At 74.7% G+C, this 18,764-nt stretch carries 15 protein-coding genes; 10 read left to right on the top strand and 5 right to left on the bottom strand.

Translation table 11 applies throughout. The features are described 5' to 3' along the window. The first annotated feature begins 94 nt into the window (after positions 1 to 94). The 10 genes from ACFPL3_RS33560 (at position 95) to ACFPL3_RS33605 (ending at position 13,981) form a co-directional block, all read left to right on the top strand. The gene (locus ACFPL3_RS33560) at positions 95 to 1,060 is read left to right on the top strand and encodes an ornithine cyclodeaminase family protein (RefSeq protein ID WP_343942974.1); all 966 of its coding nucleotides are present in this window, start codon (positions 95 to 97) and stop codon (positions 1,058 to 1,060) included. Continuing rightward, positions 1,057 to 2,469, top strand: a complete 1,413-nt coding sequence (locus ACFPL3_RS33565) for a dihydroorotase (protein WP_343942975.1) — start codon at positions 1,057 to 1,059, stop codon at positions 2,467 to 2,469. The genes ACFPL3_RS33560 and ACFPL3_RS33565 overlap by 4 nt, the downstream gene beginning before the upstream one ends. Further along, on the top strand, positions 2,466 to 3,773 hold the full coding sequence (locus ACFPL3_RS33570) for an MmgE/PrpD family protein (protein WP_343942976.1): 1,308 nt from the start codon (positions 2,466 to 2,468) through the stop codon (positions 3,771 to 3,773). The genes ACFPL3_RS33565 and ACFPL3_RS33570 overlap by 4 nt, the downstream gene beginning before the upstream one ends. 57 nt (positions 3,774 to 3,830) lie before the next feature. Continuing rightward, positions 3,831 to 4,784, top strand: a complete 954-nt coding sequence (locus ACFPL3_RS33575) for a dihydroorotate dehydrogenase (protein WP_343942977.1) — start codon at positions 3,831 to 3,833, stop codon at positions 4,782 to 4,784. Between the two features lie 16 nt (positions 4,785 to 4,800). Next, complete coding sequence (locus tag ACFPL3_RS33580) at positions 4,801 to 6,084, top strand: MFS transporter (protein WP_343942978.1); 1,284 nt, start codon at positions 4,801 to 4,803, stop codon at positions 6,082 to 6,084. A gap of 13 nt (positions 6,085 to 6,097) precedes the next feature. Continuing rightward, a complete protein-coding gene (locus ACFPL3_RS33585) occupies positions 6,098 to 6,583 on the top strand; it encodes a hypothetical protein (RefSeq protein WP_379590145.1) in 486 nt (161 codons plus the stop codon). Then, positions 6,580 to 7,854 (top strand): Zn-dependent hydrolase, encoded by a 1,275-nt coding sequence (locus ACFPL3_RS33590; protein WP_379590147.1) that lies wholly within the window; start codon positions 6,580 to 6,582, stop codon positions 7,852 to 7,854. The genes ACFPL3_RS33585 and ACFPL3_RS33590 overlap by 4 nt, the downstream gene beginning before the upstream one ends. Next, positions 7,851 to 8,666 carry an iron-sulfur cluster-binding protein gene (locus ACFPL3_RS33595; protein ID WP_343942981.1) on the top strand — a complete coding sequence of 272 codons (816 nt, stop codon included), beginning with the start codon at positions 7,851 to 7,853 and terminating at the stop codon, positions 8,664 to 8,666. Before ACFPL3_RS33590 ends, ACFPL3_RS33595 begins: the two co-directional genes overlap by 4 nt. 96 nt (positions 8,667 to 8,762) lie before the next feature. Further along, positions 8,763 to 11,342, top strand: coding sequence for a glycosyl hydrolase (locus ACFPL3_RS33600; RefSeq protein WP_343942982.1), 2,580 nt, complete (start codon positions 8,763 to 8,765; stop codon positions 11,340 to 11,342). Positions 11,343 to 12,595: 1,253 nt separating this feature from the next. Beyond that, positions 12,596 to 13,981 carry an HNH endonuclease signature motif containing protein gene (locus tag ACFPL3_RS33605; RefSeq protein ID WP_343942983.1) on the top strand — a complete coding sequence of 462 codons (1,386 nt, stop codon included), beginning with the start codon at positions 12,596 to 12,598 and terminating at the stop codon, positions 13,979 to 13,981. On the opposite strand, the gene ACFPL3_RS33610 is transcribed toward ACFPL3_RS33605, so the two are convergent. From ACFPL3_RS33610 to ACFPL3_RS33630, 5 genes are read right to left on the bottom strand one after another with little or no spacing between them, the layout of a single operon-like run. Beyond that, positions 13,965 to 14,777: an endonuclease/exonuclease/phosphatase family protein gene (locus ACFPL3_RS33610; protein ID WP_379590150.1), complete on the bottom strand. Its 813-nt coding sequence runs from the start codon at positions 14,775 to 14,777 to the stop codon at positions 13,965 to 13,967. The two genes, ACFPL3_RS33605 and ACFPL3_RS33610, sit on opposite strands and share 17 nt — an antisense overlap. A 57-nt stretch (positions 14,778 to 14,834) precedes the next feature. Beyond that, the gene (locus ACFPL3_RS33615) at positions 14,835 to 16,247 is read right to left on the bottom strand and encodes an MmgE/PrpD family protein (RefSeq protein ID WP_343942984.1); all 1,413 of its coding nucleotides are present in this window, start codon (positions 16,245 to 16,247) and stop codon (positions 14,835 to 14,837) included. Then, on the bottom strand, positions 16,244 to 17,059 hold the full coding sequence (locus tag ACFPL3_RS33620; protein ID WP_343942985.1) for a cyclase family protein: 816 nt from the start codon (positions 17,057 to 17,059) through the stop codon (positions 16,244 to 16,246). Before ACFPL3_RS33620 ends, ACFPL3_RS33615 begins: the two co-directional genes overlap by 4 nt. After that, complete coding sequence (locus tag ACFPL3_RS33625) at positions 17,056 to 17,895, bottom strand: HpcH/HpaI aldolase/citrate lyase family protein (protein ID WP_343942986.1); 840 nt, start codon at positions 17,893 to 17,895, stop codon at positions 17,056 to 17,058. The genes ACFPL3_RS33620 and ACFPL3_RS33625 overlap by 4 nt, the downstream gene beginning before the upstream one ends. Beyond that, positions 17,892 to 18,689: an IclR family transcriptional regulator gene (locus ACFPL3_RS33630; protein ID WP_343942987.1), complete on the bottom strand. Its 798-nt coding sequence runs from the start codon at positions 18,687 to 18,689 to the stop codon at positions 17,892 to 17,894. Before ACFPL3_RS33630 ends, ACFPL3_RS33625 begins: the two co-directional genes overlap by 4 nt. Between the last annotated feature and the right edge of the window lie 75 nt (positions 18,690 to 18,764).

Below are 18,764 nucleotides of genomic sequence, written 5' to 3' on the forward strand. Positions count from 1 at the left end.
GCGCCGCGGTCCTTGACAACCGCGTCGGCTGCTCTCATGCTCGGCCCCCTGCACCAGACTGGAAAGATGTTTTCACTTTAGCGGAGGAGGCGCGGTGCCGCAGATCATCGGCGACGCGGTCGTCGACGAACTGCTGCCCCCGGCGGCTGCGGTGGCCGCGGTCGGCACGGCGTTCGACCTGCTCGCGGCCGGCACGGCGCACGACACCCCGCGCACCCGCCACACGGCGGGCGGCGTCACGCTCAACGTGATGTCGGCGGTGGCGCCCACGCTGGACGCGCTGGTCGTGAAGTCCTACCCCGTGGTGCACGCGGGCACGTTCCGCGCAAGCGTGATCACGATCCTCGTGCACGGCCACCGCACCGGCGAGCTGCGCGCCCTCGTCCAGGGCGACCTGCTCGGCAAGCGCCGCACCGCGGCCGCCTCGGCCGTGGCGACCCGCGCGATGGCCCGGCCCGGGAGCTCCACCGTGTGCCTGTTCGGCACCGGCTTCCAGGCGCCCGCGCAGGTCGTCGCGCTGGCCGAGGTGCTCCCGGAGCTCGACACCGTGCTCGTCGTCGGCCGCAGCACCGACCGCGCCGAGGCCACCGCTCAGGCGCTGCGCACCGCGCTCCCCCGGCTGCGGGTGGAGGCGGGCACCAGCCCCGAGCGGGCGGTGCCGCGCGCCGACGTCGTGGTCACCGCCACGGGGGCGAGCGAGCCGCTGTTCGACGGGGCGCTGCTGCGCCCGGGCACGCACGTCAACGCCGTCGGCAGCAACGACGCCCGCCGCCGCGAGCTGGACGCCACCGTGTTCCGGCGTGCCGCGCACGTGGCCGTCGACTCGGTCGAGGTGGCCCGCACCGAGTGCGGCGACCTGCTGGCCAACGGCCTCGACCCGGCGGCGGCCACCCCGTTCGCCGACGTGCACGCCGGCCGCGTGGCCGGCCGCACCCACGCCGACGACATCACCGTCTACGAGTCGCACGGGCTCGCACTGCAGGACCTGGTCTGCGCCGTGCGGGTGCTCGACGCGGCGCAGGCCCACCCATCCACCGACGTTCGAGGAGCGAACGAGTGAGACTGCACGTCACCAACGGCCGCGTCGTCACCCCCGCCGGGGTGCTGAACGCGGACCTGCTGTGCGAGGACGGCGTGATCGCCGGGATCCTGGACACCGGGGCCCGCGTGGACGCCGACGAGCGCTACGACGCGGCGGGCAAGCTCGTGCTCCCCGGGTTCATCGACCCGCACGTCCACTCCCGCGACCCCGGCCTCACGCACAAGGAGGACTTCGACCACTCCACCCGCGGCGCCCTCACCGGCGGCGTCACCACGGTGCTGGAGATGCCCAACGCGATCCCGCCGGTCGACTCGCTCGAGGTCTTCCAGGAGCGGCGCGCCCAGCACGAGGCCGCGGCGTGGACGGACTTCGGGCTGTGGGGCCTCGCCCTCGGCGAGCCGAACCTCGACCAGATCGGACCACTCTTCGCGGCGGGCGCCGTGGCCGTGAAGCTCTTCTGGGGCTACGCGCTGCACCGCGAGACCCGCTCCCTCGTCTACAACCTCGGCGACGAGCCGCCGGAGAACCTCCTCATGCCACCGCCCAACGGCCAGGTCATGCGGCTGTTCGAAGAGGTGGCGCGCCACGGCGGGCTGCTCGCGGCGCACTGCGAGGACAAGGACGTGCTCGCCACGAGCCAGGAGCGGCTCGGGCACCCCATCGAGACCTACGAGGACCTGCTGGCCGCCCGGCCCGCGGCCGCCGAGGCCACCACGATCGCGATCGCCACTGAGTTCGCCAAGGCCACCGGGTGCCGGTTCCACGTGGTGCACCTGGCGTCGGAGGCCGGCCTGGCCGCCGTGCGGTCCGCGCAGGCCCGCGGCGTGCGGCTCACCGCGGAGACCTGCCCCCAGTACCTCACGCTCACCGACGCCGACTACCCCCGCGTCGGCCCGGTGATGAAGGTGTACCCGCCGGTGCGCGAGCAGCGCGACCAGGACGCGCTCTGGGCCGGGGTGAACGAGGGCGCGCTGGTGTCGCTGGGCTCCGACCACGCCCCGCACACCGTCGAGGAGAAGAGCCGCGGGTTCGAGACGCAGCCCGCCGGGGCCGTCGGGTGCGAGACGTTCGGCCCGGTGCTCATCGACGCGCTGCTGCGCGGCAAGACCACCCCGGAGCGGTTCGCCGAGGTCACGGCCACCGAGACCGCGAAGCTCTACGGCCTCTACCCGCGCAAGGGCGTGATCCGGCCCGGCAGCGACGCCGACCTCGTCGTCGTCGACCCGGAGGCGCGGCGCACCGTGCGCAACGAGGAGCTGATCGCCAAGCAGCCGGTGAGCCCGTGGAACGGGTTCGAGCTGCGCGGGGCCCCCGTCGCCACCGTGCTGCGCGGGGAGGTCGTGGTGCGCGACCGGGAGATCGTGGCGCCGCGGTCCGGGCGCTTCGTCGCCGCCGACCACTCCGTCACGAGCGCGGTGGCCGGGTGACCGACACCGCCGCCCTCGCCCGCGGCCTGTCCGCCGCGATCACCCAGGCGGTCCGGCTCCACGGCGCCCCGCTCGCGGAGCCGGTGCGCCGCCACGCGCTGCACGTCGTGGCCGACACCGTCGGGGTGAGCATCGGCGGCGGGCGGACCCCCGAGATGACCCGGCTGCGCGCGACGCAGCCCCCCGGTGGGTCCGCCACCGTGCTCGCGCCCGGTGCCGCGCCCACCACCGCGGAGGAAGCGGCGTTCCTCAACGCCACCGCCGGGTCGTTCCTCGAGCTCGACGAGGGCATGCGCCCCACGGGCCACCCCGGCATGCACGTGGTGCCGGCGGCGCTGGCCGCGGCGGAGGTGGCGCACCGCTCGGGCGCGGAGCTGCTCACGGCGGTCGTCGCGGGCTACGAGGTGGCGGCGCGGCTGCTCACCGCGTTCCGGCTCACGCCGCCGACGCACCCGCACGGCCACCTCGCGGGGGTGGGGGCCGCCGTCGCCGTGGCGCTGCTGCTCGACGAGGACCCGCACGCCGTGGCGGCCATCGCGGCCACCACGCCGACGGTCCCGGTCTGGAACGCCTGCTACGAGGGCGCGACCGCCCGCAACACGGCGATGGGACTCGCCGCGCAGAATGCGCTGCGCGCGGTGCGCCTGCACCGGGCGGGCTTCCGAGGCTCGCGGGAGTCGGTCGGTGCGCTGTTCGGGCAGGTCACCGGCCAGGTCGTGGCGGCCGACGCGCTGGATGCCGAGCTGGACCCGGCCGAGCCGGCGATCCTGCGCAACTACTTCAAACGCCACAGCGCGTGCGCGCTGACCCACGGCGCGATCGACGCGGTGCTGTCACTGCCGGAGGTGCCCGTGGAGGAGATCTCCGCGGTGGAGGTCCGCACGGTGGCCAACAACCTCAAGCTCGACCGGCAGGCTGCACCCAACGACCTGTCGTCCCGCTTCTCGTTGCCCTACGCGGTGGCGGCGGCGCTCACGAGGCGGGCGTCGGAGATCAGCACCTTCGACTACCGTCCCCCGGTGGCCGAGTTGGCCCGGCGCGTGCGCGTCACCGTGGACTGCGAGCTCGAGCGGCAGTGGCCGCACCACTCTCCCACGCAGGTGGTGGTGCACGCCGGGGAGCGCCTCGTGGCCACGGTGGACGACCCGCGCGGCCACCACCACGACCCGCTCACCGCCGACGAGCTGCGGGCCAAGTTCCTGGCGCTCACCGGTGAGCCCGGCCCGCAGCTGTGGGACCGGCTGCTCGGGCTCGACCGGGAGCCCGATGTGATCACGGTCCTGGCCCCGCTCCGAGGGGCTTGACAGCACTCCCACCCGGGTGCAGGCTCCCCCCTTCCGTACTGGAAAGAGGTTTCCATTATGTCCGGTCTCGTCGACGGATCCGCCGGTGGCGTGCACGCACCCGCCCGGCCGGTCGACGTGTCCGTGCGCCTCGGGGACCTCGAGCTCGCCAACCCCGTGATGCCGGCATCGGGCTGCTTCGGCCCGGAGCTCGCCGAGCTCGTGCCGGTGCACCGGCTCGGCGCCGTCGTCACGAAGACGGTCTTCGCCGGGCGCCGCTCGGGCAACCGCGCCCACCGGCTCGGCGAGAGCGCCCACGGGATGCTCAACAGCGTGGGCATCCCCAGCCCGGGGCTGGCGGAGTTCGTGCGCACCGGGCTGCCCGCCTACCAGCGCCTCGGCGCCCCCGTCGTCGTGAGCGTCGGCGGGCTGTCCGAACCCGAGTACTGGCAGGTCGCAGAAGGGCTCGCAGGCACCGGGCACGCCGCGCTCGAGGTCAACGTGTCCTGCCCCAACCTCGAGCACGGCGGGGTCACCTTCGGCGCCGACCTCGCCGCCGTGCGGCGGGTGGTCGCGGGCGTCGTCGCCCGCACCGACGTGCCGGTGCTGGTCAAGCTCGGCCCGGACCTCACCTCCATCGACGCCGCCGCGCGCGCGGCCGAGGACGCCGGCGCCGCCGCGGTCACCGTGTGCAACAGCTTCCCGGCGCTCTCGGTGGAGGCGCCCACCCGGCGGGCTGCGCTCGGCAACGGCACCGGGGGCCTGTCCGGCCCCGCGATCAAGCCACTCGCGCTGCGGATGGTCTGGCAGGCGGCGCAGGCCGTGACCATCCCCGTCATCGGGTGCGGCGGCATCGCCACGGCAGGCGACGTGGCGGAATACCTCGTCGCCGGGGCGAGCGCGGTGCAGATCGGCACCGCGACCTTCGCCCGACCCTTCGTGATGACCGACATCGTCGACGAGCTCCCCGCGCTCGTCGACCGGCTCGGGGCGTCACGACTCACCGACCTCGTGGGAACCCTTTCCTTCTGACGGCAGGAGCCGCCTCATGGGCCTGGACGACCGGACCGACGACCGCACCGAGAACCGCAGCATCGAGAGCACAGACGCCGAGACCGTCACGCCGTACGGGCGCAAGGCGGTCTTCGCCGCCACGCTCGGCTACGCGATGGACGGGTTCGACCTGCAGATCCTCGGGTTCGCCCTGCCGGCGATCACCTTGAGCCTCGGCCTGTCCACCACGGAGGCCGGCTGGCTCGCGACGATCACGCTCATCGGCACCGTGGTCGGTGCGATGATCTTCGGGACGCTGGCCGACAAGTACGGCCGGGTCAAGATGCTGACCTACTCGATCGTCCTGTTCGCGGTGTTCACGGCGCTCACGGCACTGTCGCAGGGCTTCACCGAGATGGCGATCTTCCGGTTCATCGCCGGCACCGGCATCGGCGGCGAGTTCGGCATCGGCATGGCGCTGGCCGCCGAGGCGTTCCCCGCGCTCAAGCGGGCCCGGGCCACTTCGATCGTCGGCGTCGGGTTCCAGCTCGGCGTGCTGCTCGCGGCGGTCATCTCGGCCCCGGTGATCACGTTCTGGGGCTGGCAGGGCCTGTTCATCATCGGGATCTTCCCCGCCGTCATCGCGGCGGTCTTCCGGTCGCGCCTGCACGAGCCCGAGGCGTTCGTCAAGCAGAAGGAGGCGGCGGCCCACACGAAGCAGCCGAACCCGTTCCGCCTGCTCGTCGCCGACCGCAGGACCGCGCGCACCAGCCTCGGCATCGTGATCATCTGCTCGATCCAGAACTTCGGCTACTACGGCATCATGACCTGGCTGCCGACCTACCTGTCGCAGCAGATCGGGCTCAGCCTCACCGCGTCCGCCGCGTGGACCGCGGTCACGATCGGCGGGATGATCTTCGGCATCCTGGTGTTCGGGCAGCTCGCCGACCGCATCGGCAGGCGGCGCGCCTTCTGGATCTTCCAGGCGGGCGCCTGCCTCGCCCTGTTCGGCTACGCGCAGCTCACCGCGCCGCTCGCCGTGCTCGCCGGTGGCGCCGTGATGGGGATCTTCGCCAACGGCATGCTGGGCGGCTACGGCGCCGTCATCGCCGAGAACTACCCCACGGCGGCGCGCGCCACCGCCCAGAACGTGCTGTTCGGCATCGGACGCGGCGTGGGCGGGCTCGCCCCGCTCGTCGTCGCCCTGCTGGCCGGGACGTACGGCCTCGCCGGCGCTCTGAGCTTCCTCGCGGTGATCTACATCGTCGACATGGCGGCCATGTTCCTGATCCCGGAACGCACCGCGGAAGAGCTCGACACCACCCCGCGCAGAGCCTGAGAGGAGGACGACCGTGGCACCCGCCGACCGTCCCGCCGTGATCGCCGCGCTGCGCGCCGTCGGCGTCGCCCCCGACGAATACGGCCCCACCCTCAACACCGCCCAGTCCCCGCCGGACGTCGACGTTCTCGGCGCCGCGCTGGCCGAGGAGATCCGCGCCGTCGCGGCACCGGCGGCCCTGGTCGTCTGGGACACCAGCGACGAGGCGGTCCTCGCGCACGTCGTCGCGCGCCACCTGGGCGTCGGCGTGCTGCGGGCGTCGGAGGCGGAGGGGTTGCTCGCGCTCACCCCCGACCTCACCTCGGGCACGCCCCTCGCGCTGCTCGCCACCCAGTGGGGCGAGCGGCGCCTGGCCACCCTGCGCACGCTCGTCGCGAACCGCGGCGGGCGGGTCGTCGCGGTGGCCGCGGCGCTCGCCTCGCCCGCCCTCGCCGCCGTGGCGGACGTGCCCACCGCCGCGCTCGCGGAGGCCGGTGACGTGGCGGGGGTGCCGTCGTGACGGCGGCACCGCTCGCCCGCGACGCGCTCACCGCCGACCCCGAGCGGCTGCGGGCGCTCCTCGACGGGTTCGCCGAGCTCACCGAACCCGACTCGGGACCGGGCGTCACCCGGCTCGCGTACACCCCGCTCGAACGGCGGGCACACGCGGTGTTCGCCGCCGAGCTGGCCGACCTCGGCGCCGCCGTGCGCACCGACGCGGCAGGCAACACGATCGCCGAACTGCCCGGCACCGACCCCGCCGCACCCGCGATCGGCACCGGCTCCCACCTGGACAGCGTCCCGAACGGCGGCCGGTTCGACGGCATCGTCGGCGTCGTCGCCGCGATGGAGACCGCCCGGCTCGTCGTCCGGCACGACGCCGCGCACCGGCACCCGCTGCGTTTCGTCGTGTTCGCCGCCGAGGAGGGCGCCCGCTTCGGCCAGGCCTGCACCGGCAGCCGGATCGTGGCCGGCCTGACGAGCTCCGACGACCTGCCCGGCAAGCGGGACGCCGACGGGGTGTCCTTCGCCGACGCGATGGCGGCCATCGGGCTCGACCCCGCCCGGGTCGGCGAGGCCCGCTGGGACCCGGCCGGCTGGGCGGCGTTCGTCGAGCTGCACATCGAGCAGGGCTCCGTGCTGGAGTCGACGGGCAGGCGCGTCGGAGTCGTCGACGCGATCTCCGGCAGCACCCGGCTGCGGATCGACCTCGCCGGGCGCGCCTCCCACAGCGGGGGCACCCCGATGCACCTGCGCGCCGACGCCGCCGCGGCGGCCGCCGAGATCGTGCTGCTCGCCGAGTCGGTGGCGCTGCGGGCCGCCGCGTGGGGCACGCGCGCCACCGTCGGGCGGATCGACGTCGCGCCCGGCTCGATGACCACCATCGCGGGCAGCGCCGCGCTCTGGGTGGACGTCCGGGGCCTGGACATCGACCGCCAGCAGCGCGCCGCCGCCGAGATCGTCGAGGGTGCCGAGGCCGCCTGCGCCCGGCGCGGGGTGCGGCTCACCGCCACCCCGCTGGCCGAGACCCCACCGGTGCCGCTGCCCGCGGCCGTGCGGGACACCCTCGTGGCGGGCTGCCGCGACCTCGGCCTGGACCCCGCCGTCCTGCCCAGCGGGGCGAGCCACGACGCGCAGCAGGTCAACGAGGTCACGCCCACCGGGATGATCTTCATCCCGAGCCGGGACGGGATCAGCCACGACCCCGCGGAGCACACCGACCTCGACGACGTGGCGCTCGGCACCACCGTCCTGGCCGCGAGCCTGCTGCGCCTGGACGCCGAGCTGTGACGCTGCAGCCATTGGCGGCGGAGCGCCCGGCCCCCACCTGGTGCCGCGCCGATGTGATCGACAACCGCCGCCTCACCGACCGGTACCGGCACCTGCGCCTCGCCGCACCCGACATCGCCGCAGCCGCCCGGCCGGGGCAGTTCGTCATGCTCACGCCCGCGCGGGACGAGACGACGGGGCCGGTCCTCCCCCGCCCGATGGCGATCTACGCGCGCGACGCCGCGAGCGGCGTGGTCGACGTCCGGTATGCGGTGATCGGGCCCGGCACCCGTGCGCTGGCCGCGTTCGTCCCGGGCGACCGCATGGTCGTGGTCGGCCCGCTCGGGCAGGGGTTCGCCGTGGGCCCGGGTACCGACCGGCTGCTCCTCGTGGGCCGCGGGATCGGCACCTGCTCCCTCACGACCGTGGCGCAGGACCTCGCCGACGGACGGGTCGACGTCCTCGCCGTCACCAGCGGCCGGGACCCGGAGTCGGTGATCGGCGCCGACCTGTTCCGCGCCCACGGCGCGAGCGCCGTCTGGGAGGTGCACGACCGCGACGGCAGCAGCGCCGTCGACGTGCTGCGCCGCCGCCTGAGCCGCGCGTTCGACGACCGGCCGCCGCAGCAGATCCTCACCTGCGGGTCGGACCGGCTCGCCCGCCTCTGCACCGAGCTGGCGAAGCGGTGGGGCGCGGCGGTGCAGGTCTCCCTGGAGGCCCACATGGCCTGCGGGCTCGGCTACTGCCACGGCTGCTCGACCGGTGGTCCGGCGGAGGCGCAGGAGTCGCCGCTGGTCTGCCGGGACGGCCCGGTCTTCCGTCTGGTCGGGTGAATCGCTTCAATTCCGACCGCTTGATCGACGCCTTGTGGCTCGCAGATCGGGTTGATACGTTCAAATTCGACCCCACCGACCCGAGGAGTCGAGACGATGCCGTCTGCAGGTCAGGGCGTACGCACGCTGCGAGAGGGCTTCGCCGCCCGGCCGCCGGACGGCCGGGTGATGATGCGCTGGTGGTGGTTCGGCCCCTTCGTCGAGGAGGCGGAGCTCGCCCGCGAGCTGGAGGCGATGGCGGCGGCCGGGATCGGCGGTGTCGAGGTCGCGTCGGTGTACCCGCTCTCCACGTCCGCCGCCGACCGCGACGGCGGCGGCTTCCTCTCGCAGCGGCACCTGTCCCGGCTGCGGTTCGCGGCCGAGACCGCCGCCCGGCTGGGCCTGCGCTTCGACGTCACGCTGGGCAGCGGCTGGTCCTACGGCGGCCCGCACGTCACCGACGCCACCGCCGCCCGGCGGCTGCGGTGGGACCTGCGCGAGGTGCCCCCGCACCCGCTGCGCATCGCCGCCGGCCAGCCGTGGCCCGCCGACGAGCTCGTCGCCGCCTACATCGGCCACGGCTCGGAGCAGGAGCCCCCCACCTCGTGGGAACGACTGCCGATCAGCGACGGCGCCGTGCAGGTGCCCGCAGGCTCCGGCCCGCGCACCGTGCTGCTCGCCGTCTCCAGCCCGACCGGCCAGAACGTCAAACGCGCCGCTGCGGGCGCCGAGGGCCCGGTGCTCGACCACTACAGCCGCGCCGCCACCGAGGAGCACCTCCAGGCGGTGGCCGAGCCGATCCTCACCGCCGTCGGCAGCGACCTGATCACCGCGGTGTTCTGCGACAGCCTCGAGGTCTACAGCGCGGACTGGACACCGGACCTCCCCGCACAGTTCCTGGCCCGCCGCGGCTACGACCTGCTCCCCGAGCTGCCGCTGCTGCACACCCGCGCCTCGGGCTCCGAACGCGTGCGCGCGGACGTCGCGGCCACCCTCGGCGAGCTCTACGAGGAGAACTTCGTCGCCGTCGTGGCGCGGTGGGCGACCGCGCGCGACGTGCTGTTCCGCATCCAGAGCTACGGGCAGCCACCCGGCCCGCTGTCGGCCTACCGGCACGCCGACCTCCCCGAGGGCGAGGGCTGGGGCTGGCGCTCGGTCACCCAGACCAAGTGGGCCACCTCGGCCGCGCACCTGTACGGCAGGCCCGTCGTCTCGTCGGAGACGTGGACGTGGGTGCACTCGCCCTCGTTCGCCGCCACCCCGCTCGACCTCGCCGGCGAGGCGCACGAGCACCTGCTGCTGGGCGTCAACCAGTTCGTCGGCCACGGCTGGCCCTACTCCCCGCCGGACGCCCCGGCCCCCGGGTGGATCTTCTACGCCTCCGGTGCCCTCACCGACGCCAACCCGTGGTGGCCCGCGATGCCCGACCTCACCCGCTACCTGCACCGGCTGTGCTGGCTGATGCGACAAGGCGAACCGGTCGTCGACGTCGCCCTGTACGTGCCGAGCCGCGACGCCGCCCTCCACTTCACCCCCGGCGAACGCGGCCACCTCGACCTGTGGCACTCCACCCGCACCCACATCGGCGAGGCCCTGCCCGCCGCGCTGCGCGACGCCGGCCACGACTACGACCTCGTCGACGACACCGCGCTGCAGGAGACCGACTGGAGCCGCTACCGCGTGGTCGTCCTGCCGTTCGTGCACGACCTGCCCGACGCCACCGCCCGCCTCCTGGAGAAGCACGACGGTCCCGTCGTCACCGTCGGCGGCAGCGTCCACCGTGACGGCTGGACCGCCGTCGACGACGTCGACGCCCTCCTGCCCGCCCTCGCTGCCCTCGTGCCGCCGGACGCGCCGACCGGCCCCGACATCGGCGTCGCCCACCGGCGCGTCGGCGACGCCGACGTCTACCTCGTCGCCAACACCGGCCCGGCCACCCGTACGTTCACGCTGCGCCCGCGCGACCCCGCGGCCGCCTACGAGCGCTGGGACGCCCGCACCGGCCACGCCCACCGGATCGACGCCCGCGACGGCGCGGTGCCCCTCGAACTCCACCCCTACGAGGCCACCGTCGTGGTTGCGCTGCCCGCGCCCGACGCCGACGTGCCGGCCGCACCGGCGGCCACCAGCCCGGCCGAGACGGTGCAGCTCACCGGCCCGTGGACCGTCGCGTTCCCCGGCGCCGCACCGCAGGAGGTCACACTCCCGCACCGCTGGGAGGACGACCCGGCCCGCGCCGACCACTCCGGCGAAGCCACCTACCGGACCACCGTCGACGTCCCCGCCGACCGCCTCGACGGGCGCGTCCTGCTCGACCTCGGGCCGGTCCGCGACCGCCCCCAGGACCCCGACGGCGAACCCGGCCTGCGCGGCGCGTCGTTCCGCCCCGACATCCTCGCCCCCGTCGGCGAGGTCGCCCAGGTGCTCGTCAACGACGAGGACTGCGGCTGGGCGTGGGCAGCCCCCTACACCGTCGACGTCACCGGCCACCTGCATCCGGGCGAGAACACCGTCACCGTGCGCGTGCTCAACACCGCGCTCGGCGCGCTGCGCGCCAACAACACGCTGCCCGCCACCGTCGACGCCGTGACCCGCGCCGACGGGAAGCGGTTCCGCATGCAGGACCTCGAACGCGCGCAACGGCCCACCACCTCGGGGCTGAGGGAGGTGCCCGCACTGCGGTTCGAGCGGTCGTAGGCGCGCTGCGCGCCGTTCAGCTGAACTCCGACACACGCCAGGAAGGTCAGGCGCGCACCTCGCAAGGCGCCCACCGAATCGATCTCCCCGACCCGGCCCCGCACGCGACCGCAGCGCGCGAAGCGCAGGCGCGCCCACCCCGAGGGCCGGTGGTCGCGCCTGCGGGATCGGGCGAGGCCGAGTGCCGTGCGTCTCCGACAGAGCGACGCGAGCGCGGTCGAGAACCGCGCCAACCCCACCAACCGTCCGCCGGGGTTCAGCTGAACCCCCTCGTGGTGATCGTGCGGTTGGCGAGCCGGGTCGTCCGGCTGCGGAGGCCTCGCCGGGGCCTCGTCCTGGCCCGCCATGCATTCCCTCCATTCCCGACTCAGCTACCGGTGGCGCGGTGGCCGGGTTGGCATCACCACCGAACCCAGTGGTCGCCCTGGCGGCCGTTCCCGAGGCGGGAGCACTCGGTTCTCGACGAGACCGTCGCCGCCGGGTGCCTGCGCCACTGTCCTGTGGTCCCGAACCACCCCGACCGACCTCCGCAAGAGCGGGCAGCCTCCCCCGCCGCGCACGTGTTCACCGTGGTGTCGATGTCGAGCGTGTGAACAGCACCCCCGTAGCTCTCGACCACCGGAAAAGTCGCCCTGCACCGGACGGGACGGGCTCGTGCACGAGCCCGGGAGGGCAGGCGACCACCTCGCAGGGCGCAACCCGCCGAATCGATCTCCCCCACTCGGCCCCGCACGCGACCGCAGCGCGCGAGGCGCAGGCCCCCCACCCGAGGGCCGGTGGCCACACCCGCTGAACCGAGCGATGCCGAGCGTCGTGCATCTCCGACAGGCCGACGCGAGCGCGGTCGCGAACCGCGCCAACCCCACCAACCATCCGTCGAAGTTCAGCTGAACCCAGCCCCGTGTGGTGATCGTGCGGTTGGCGAGCCGGGTCGTCCGGCTGCGGAGGCCATCCCGGGCCCCTTCCTGGCCCGCCGCGCAGTTCCTCCCGTTTCTCGACCCGCCGTGCATGGCGTCGTGGTCGGGTTGGCATCACCACCGGACCCCGTGGCCGCTCTGACGGCCGTCCCCGACGCGGGGGCACGCCCGTTCTCGACGAGACCGTCGCTGCCGGGTGCCCACGCCACTGTCCTGTGGTCCTTTCCCTTCCTGATCGACCTCCTCGGAGGTTCAGCTGAACCTGCCGCAGAAAATCTTGAACGAGATCGCACCTGAACACCCGGAATTGTCAGACCCGGCTGCCATCCTGAATCCATGACCGCCACCATCCTGCCCCTCCCCACCGGCCTCGCCGACGACACCCTCGAAAAGGAACTCCTCACGCTCGCCGGGCAACTCGCCGCCGCCGAATGCCGCTTCCTGCAGCTGCTCGCCGAATTCGACGACCGCCGCGGCTGGGCGATCGACGGCATCCACTCGTGCGCGCACTGGCTGTCCTGGCGTGCCGGCATGAGCATCCGTACCGCGAACGAGCGCCTCCGCGTCGCCCACGCCCTGCAACGGTTACCGAAGATCACCGAGGCCTTCGCCGCCGGACGGCTGTCCTACTCCAAGGTCCGCGCCATCACCCGGCTCGTCGGCACCGATGCGGCGACACTCACGAAGATGGCCGCGGAAATCGCCGCAGGCACCTCCGAATTGACGCACACCACCGTGGCTGATCCCGAGACCGCCGAGCAGGTCCTGCTCTCCCTGGCCCTGCGCGGCACCACCGGACACCTCGAAACCGTGGTCCGCGCGGTACGGCGCCGGCACATACCCGCCGGCGACACGGCCGCTCGCAGGTCGCTGACCTGGAGCTGGGACGACGACGGATCGTTGACCGTGCGGGCCCGGCTCACCGCCGACGCTGGGGCGGCGTTCATCAACGCCATCAACGCCCGGGTACCGGACAGGCAGCCGGTCACGCCGCAGCGGGAGCCGGTGCCACCCGACCTCGACGAGATGGCCCGGGAACAGGAACCGGGCAGGGCGGTGGACCGGACCGAGGCCCGGCGGGCCGACGCGCTCGTCGAGTACGTCACCCGCGAACCCGGCGACGGGCCGGTCGTCGCGCGCGGCGACGCCAAGGTGATCGTCCACCTCGATGTCGACTCCGGGAGCGCCCGGTTGGAGAACGGGCCCGAGATCCCCCGCACCACCGCAGAACGGCTGGCGTGCGATGCGCGGGTGCAGGTTCTGCTGAACGACCGCACCGGCAACCGCATGTACCTCGGCCGCTCCCGCCGCCTGGCCACCGACTCCCAGATCACCGCACTGCGCGTGCGCGACGGGGACGGATGCCAATTCCCCGGATGTGCACACACCCGATTCCTGAACGCCCACCACGTCTGGTGGTGGGCATTCGGCGGGCCTACGGACATCGACAATCTGGTGCTGTTGTGCAGCCACCACCACACGGTCATCCACGACCACGGCTACCGGATCGTCCGCCGCGACGGGAGGTGGGAGTTCACCCGCCCCGACGACTCACCCATCCCGGCGACCGCGGCGCAGCTGAACGGCAACCTGGAGGACCTGGCCGAGCGGCACGCCCGCATCGACCACCTCACGCTCACCCCGGACTGGTACGGCGACCGGCTCGACCCCGAACCGTTCCTCGACGCCCTGCTGCCCAGACGGGTCAGGGCCGCCGCATGACGAGCGTGGCCAGCAGGCCCGGGTGGTCGGACGCGCCGTTCAGGTCGATCAGGCGGGCGTCCGGCAGGGCGAGTTCGGGGGTCACGGCCACCACCTGGACGGCGCCGTCGTCGGCGGTCGGGTGGTCGGCGGGGAGGCAGGAGGCGAGGTCGGCGCCGTCGTCGGAGCCGAGGTTCAGGTCGCCGCCCAGCACCACCGGGCCCCGCGCGCGCATCCCGGCCACCACGGTGCCGAACAGGTACCGGCACTCCTCGATCGTGACGGAACGGTCGGTGTAGGCGAGATGCGTGGTGCAGACGCCGGCGGCCGGGGCGGCGGCCGCCACCTCGAGGCACACCCAGCTCCGCTCCTCCGGGTCCTCCGGGTCCTGCGCCGGGAAGATCCCGTCAGCGGGCGGGGAACCGGGCGCGGACGGCCAGCGGGACAGCACGCCGTTGCCGAACGGCTGGCCGTTGCGGCAGCGGTACGCGTCGCCGGTGTCCCGGTCACGGGCAGCCCGGAACGCCGAGGCCGGCTGCGCGCCGGGCAGGGCCGCGGTGAGCGCCTGCGCGAGCACCGCGACGTCGCCCTCGCACACCTCGTTCAGGGTCACCAGGTCCGGCGCCTCGGAACGGATCACCGCGGCGGCCTCGTCGATCGACCGGCCACCGGCGTAGCAGGCGGCGATGCCGCTGTTGCACAGGTTCATCTGCAGCAGCCGGGCCGGACCGGCTGCGTCCTCGCCGGCTGCAGGCGCAGCGCACGCCGCGAGCGCCACGACGAGCAGACCGACGAGCGCGACCCGCAGCCCGACCATGCGCCGTCCTCCCCGCCGAAGCACCCACTGGCCACACGGGGCTCACGGCCGCACGGTTCAGCGCAGCAGATCCATCACCCCGCCGACGGTGCCCCGCTCGGGCAGTGCCAGCACCGCGTCGGAGACCGCGGTGACGGTGCCGGCGTCGAGGACCTGCCCGGCGTTGAGCGCGAACTTCGCGGCGTGCTCGGCCGCGGTCAGCGGGTTGCCGGGGCCGCCGCGGTTGGCGTCGACGCGCACCTCGTGGCGTTCGCCGTCGTCGAGGCGGACGCGCAGCACCGCGGGGAACTGGTTCGGGAAGATCTCGTCGCAGCGGGCGTCGGGCACGCAGCGCACCTTCGCGGCCAGCGCGAGCCGCCGCTCGTCGGCGGCCGCCTCGTCGGTGAAGTCGCCGTGCCCCAGGCCCAGCCCTCCCCCACCGAGCAGCGCCGCGGCCACGGTGTACGGCCCGCTGAACGCGGCGTGGTAGCCCGACCGGGGGCGCGCCTTCTCCTCGGGCGGCTGCGCGATCGTGCGCAACACGGGCGAGGCGACGCCGAGTTCGATCTCCTCGATCCGCGCCGGGTCGACGCCGCGGGCGCGCAGTTCCAGCGCCGCGTCGATGCCGGCGTGGGTGAAGTGGTTGCACGGGTAGGGCTTGAAGAAGATGCCCGGCAGTTCCCAGTGCTCCCCGAGGCCAGCGATCACGGCGTCGGCGTCCGCGCGCTCGCCGCAGAACGCCTGCAGGAACCCGAACCGGCCCTCCACCACGGTGGGCGGGCCGGTGAGCCCGTGCTTCGCGAGGTCGGCTGCCACCACGCCGGAGTGGGCGGCCCACCCGCAGTGCATCCGCTTGACGGTGCCACCGGTGCGGTTGGCCTCGAGCAGCCCGGCGCCCATGCTGGCCGCGATGCCCGCGGCGTGGGCGATCCGCTCGGCGTCCAGCCCGCCCACCACGGCGGCGGCGACGGCAGCACCCACGGCGCCGCAGATCGAGGTGGCGTGCTGGCCGCGCTCGAAGAACACGGAGTTGCCCAGCTCGCGGTCGTAGCCGCCCATGCCGAGCCGCACCGCGACCTCGATGCCCACACCGGCGGCGTCGAGCAGCACGGGGGCGGGAGCGCCGGTGGCCTCGGCCACGGCGAGCGCGGCGGGCACGACGGGCGACGACGGGTGCAGCACCGAGGGCAGGTGGGTGTCGTCGAAGTCGAGGGAGTGCGCGAGCGTGCCGTTGAGCAAAGCGGCCGAGGGGGCCGGCAGCCGCAGCCCGGTGCCGATCGCGGTGGCGTCGGGCGGGCCGCCCCACCCCCGCACCACCGCGGCGACCGAGCCCGCGGTCGGCTGGCCGGTGGCGGCCACGCTGTTGCCGAGGACGTCGAGCAGGCGCCGGGCGACGTCGGCGCGCAGGTGCGGTGGCAGCCCGTCCTGCTGCACGTCGTGCGCGAGGCGCGCGAGGCGCTGGACGACGGTCTCGGTGGCTGCCGCCGTCACGCCGCCACCGCCGCGACCGGCCGCACCGGCGACCCGGTGCCGCCGACGATGCGCAGCGGCGCCATGACGAACACGAACTCGGTGAGCCCCGCGGCGGCCGCGGGCTCGAGGTTCATGTGCTCGATGATGTGGATCCCGGCTTCGACGAGCAGCACCCGGTGCACCGGCAGCACGCTGTGCCCGGCGCCCGGCTTGATCTGCTCGTAGGCGGTGGTGTCCGCGCCGGTGGTCACCACTCCCGCCTCGGCGAGCCAGGCCCCCGCGTCCGGCGTGGGGCCGGGCACCCCGTCCTCCTGGCCGAGGTAGGTGGTGGGGTCGGTGTCGAAGTGCCGCGCCCAGCCGGTCCGGACCAGCACGACGTCGCCGCGGCCCACCTGCACGCCCGCGCTGTCGGCGGCGTCCTGCAGGTCGCGGGCCGTGACGCCGTAGCCGGCGGGGAGGACGTCCACGCCGTGCGTGCCCGCGACGTCGAGGAGGACGCCGCGGGTGAGCAGCGGCGGGGTGTGCTCGGCGCCGAGCTGGGAGAAGCGCCCGCCGCGCTGCGCCTCGGCCGCGTCGACGCCGCCGTGCAGGAGGCCGTCGTGGCTGACGTGCGAGAGCGCGTCGACGTGGGTGCCGACGTGCCCGCCGGTCACGATGATCTCGTTCGAGGCGGATCCGCCGTCCGGGCGGACCACGTCGCCGTGCCTGCGCGCGAGGCTCATGCGGAAACCGGGGTGGTTCGGGGAGCAGGGCATCCCGGTGAAGTGCGGCTGGCCGAGCTCGACGAGCCGGACGCCGCTGCTCACGGCGGCCAGTAGCGGGTCGGTCATCGGTCTCCTCCTGTGGGGGCGGCGAGTTCGAGCACGACGCGGGCGCGCTCGACGACGGCGGGGTCGACGAACCGCCCGTCCGCGTCGAGAACGGCGACCTCGCCGCGGGCACGGGCCTCGTCGGCCGTGCGGACGACGGCGGCGGCGCGGCGCACCTGCGCGGGAGTGGGGGTGTAGACGTCGTGGACGACGGGCAGCTGGCGCGGGTGCACCACGGATCGCCCGACGAAACCGGTGGCGCGCCCGCGTTCGCTGCTGGCGCGGAGCCCGTCGAGGTCGGCGACGTCGGTCCAGACGCTCTGCACCGGGGAGGGCAGGCCGGCGGCTCGGGCCGCGACGACGATCCAGCCGCGCGCCCAGTCGAGGCCGGCGTCGGAGACGAGCCGCAGGTCGGCCGAGAGGTCCGCCTCGCCGAGCCCGAGGCCGGCGACGAGCGGGTGTGCGGTGGCGAGCTCCGTCGCGCGGGCGAGGCCGGCAGCGGTCTCGATCACCAGTTGCATCGGGAGGCCGGTGCGCTCGCCGACGGCGCGGACCGTGCCGGGGTCGGCGCTGCGCGGGAGGCGGATGCCCGCGATCCCGGAACCGGTGACGGCGTCCAGGTCGGCATCGCCCCACGGGCCGTCGGGGTCGTTCACCCGGACCCACAGCTGCGGGCCGCCGGGCGCGACGGCGGCGACGGCGGCGGCGACCGCCTCGCGGGCAGCCGCCTTGCGGTCGGGCGGCACCGCGTCCTCGAGGTCCACGACCACGGCGTCGGCTCCGGCGACCAGCGCCTTCTGGACGCGGTCGGCGCGGTGGCCGGGGACGTAGAGCCAGGACCGGGGCACCCGGGTCACGCCGACTCCTGGCCGGCGTCGTCGGGGAGCCCGCCGCGCCACCCGAGCGCGCGGGAGATCCGGTCGGCCGCGTCGGTCAGCAGCGGTGCGAACCGCTCCCGGGCGGCGTCGTCGACGCGGTCGGCGGGGCCGCACACGGAGATCGCGCCGACGACGGTGCCGTCGAAAGCGAAGACCGGTGCCGCCACGGACGCGGCGCCGCTCTGCCGTTCGCCGATCGAGTGGGCGTAGCCGGCCGCGCGGACCTCGGCGAGCCGCGCGCGCAGCACGGCGCCGTCGGTGACGGTGCGGTGGGTCATCGCGGCGAGCTCGTCGGCGAGGACCGCCTCCTGCTCGTGGGGTGGGAGGAACGCGAGGATGCACGTGCTGGATCCGCCCGCGTGGAGCGGGAAGCGGCGGCCGACCTCCACGGTCATCTTGATCTCCTGCGTGCTCTCGACCTGGTCGAGGTACACACGACCATCGGGGACCCGGGCCGAGATCGTGGTGGTCTCGTCGGTGGCGGCCTGCAGCTCGCGCAGCACCGGCATCGCGACGGTGCGCACCTTCGACTCGCGCAGGGCCCTGGCGCCGAGGGCGGCGGACGCCGGGCCGAGCCGGTAGCCGCGCGACACGGGGTCGGCGGCGAGCAGGCCGCGGTCGGTGAGCGTCCGCAGGATGCGGTGCACCACGGCCTTGGAGAGCCCGAGCCGGCGCGCGATCGCCGAGACGCCCAGCGAGTCGGGGCCGTCGGTGAACAGGAGCAGGACGTCGGCGACCCGAGCCGCCGCCTCCGTGCCGTTGATGTCCGCCACGCCCCCGCCTTCCCCGACCGTTCCTGCGAGCGGAACGATAGTCGACGAGCGCGGCACGGTTCGTCAAGGGGAGTG

This window comes from Pseudonocardia zijingensis (assembly GCF_042657305.1).
GTDB classification, from domain to species: domain Bacteria; phylum Actinomycetota; class Actinomycetes; order Mycobacteriales; family Pseudonocardiaceae; genus Pseudonocardia; species Pseudonocardia zijingensis.

What these genes read in the sequence shown, in the direction of transcription:
- ACFPL3_RS33575 (WP_343942977.1), top strand. Translation starts at nt 3,831, where the DNA reads ATGTCCGGTCTCGTCGACGGATCCGCCGGTGGCGTGCACGCACCCGCC.
- ACFPL3_RS33580 (WP_343942978.1), top strand. Translation starts at nt 4,801, where the DNA reads ATGGGCCTGGACGACCGGACCGACGACCGCACCGAGAACCGCAGCATC.
- ACFPL3_RS33600 (WP_343942982.1), top strand. Translation starts at nt 8,763, where the DNA reads ATGCCGTCTGCAGGTCAGGGCGTACGCACGCTGCGAGAGGGCTTCGCC.
- ACFPL3_RS33605 (WP_343942983.1), top strand. Translation starts at nt 12,596, where the DNA reads ATGACCGCCACCATCCTGCCCCTCCCCACCGGCCTCGCCGACGACACC.
- ACFPL3_RS33610 (WP_379590150.1), bottom strand. Translation starts at nt 14,777, where the DNA reads ATGGTCGGGCTGCGGGTCGCGCTCGTCGGTCTGCTCGTCGTGGCGCTC.
- ACFPL3_RS33620 (WP_343942985.1), bottom strand. Translation starts at nt 17,059, where the DNA reads ATGACCGACCCGCTACTGGCCGCCGTGAGCAGCGGCGTCCGGCTCGTC.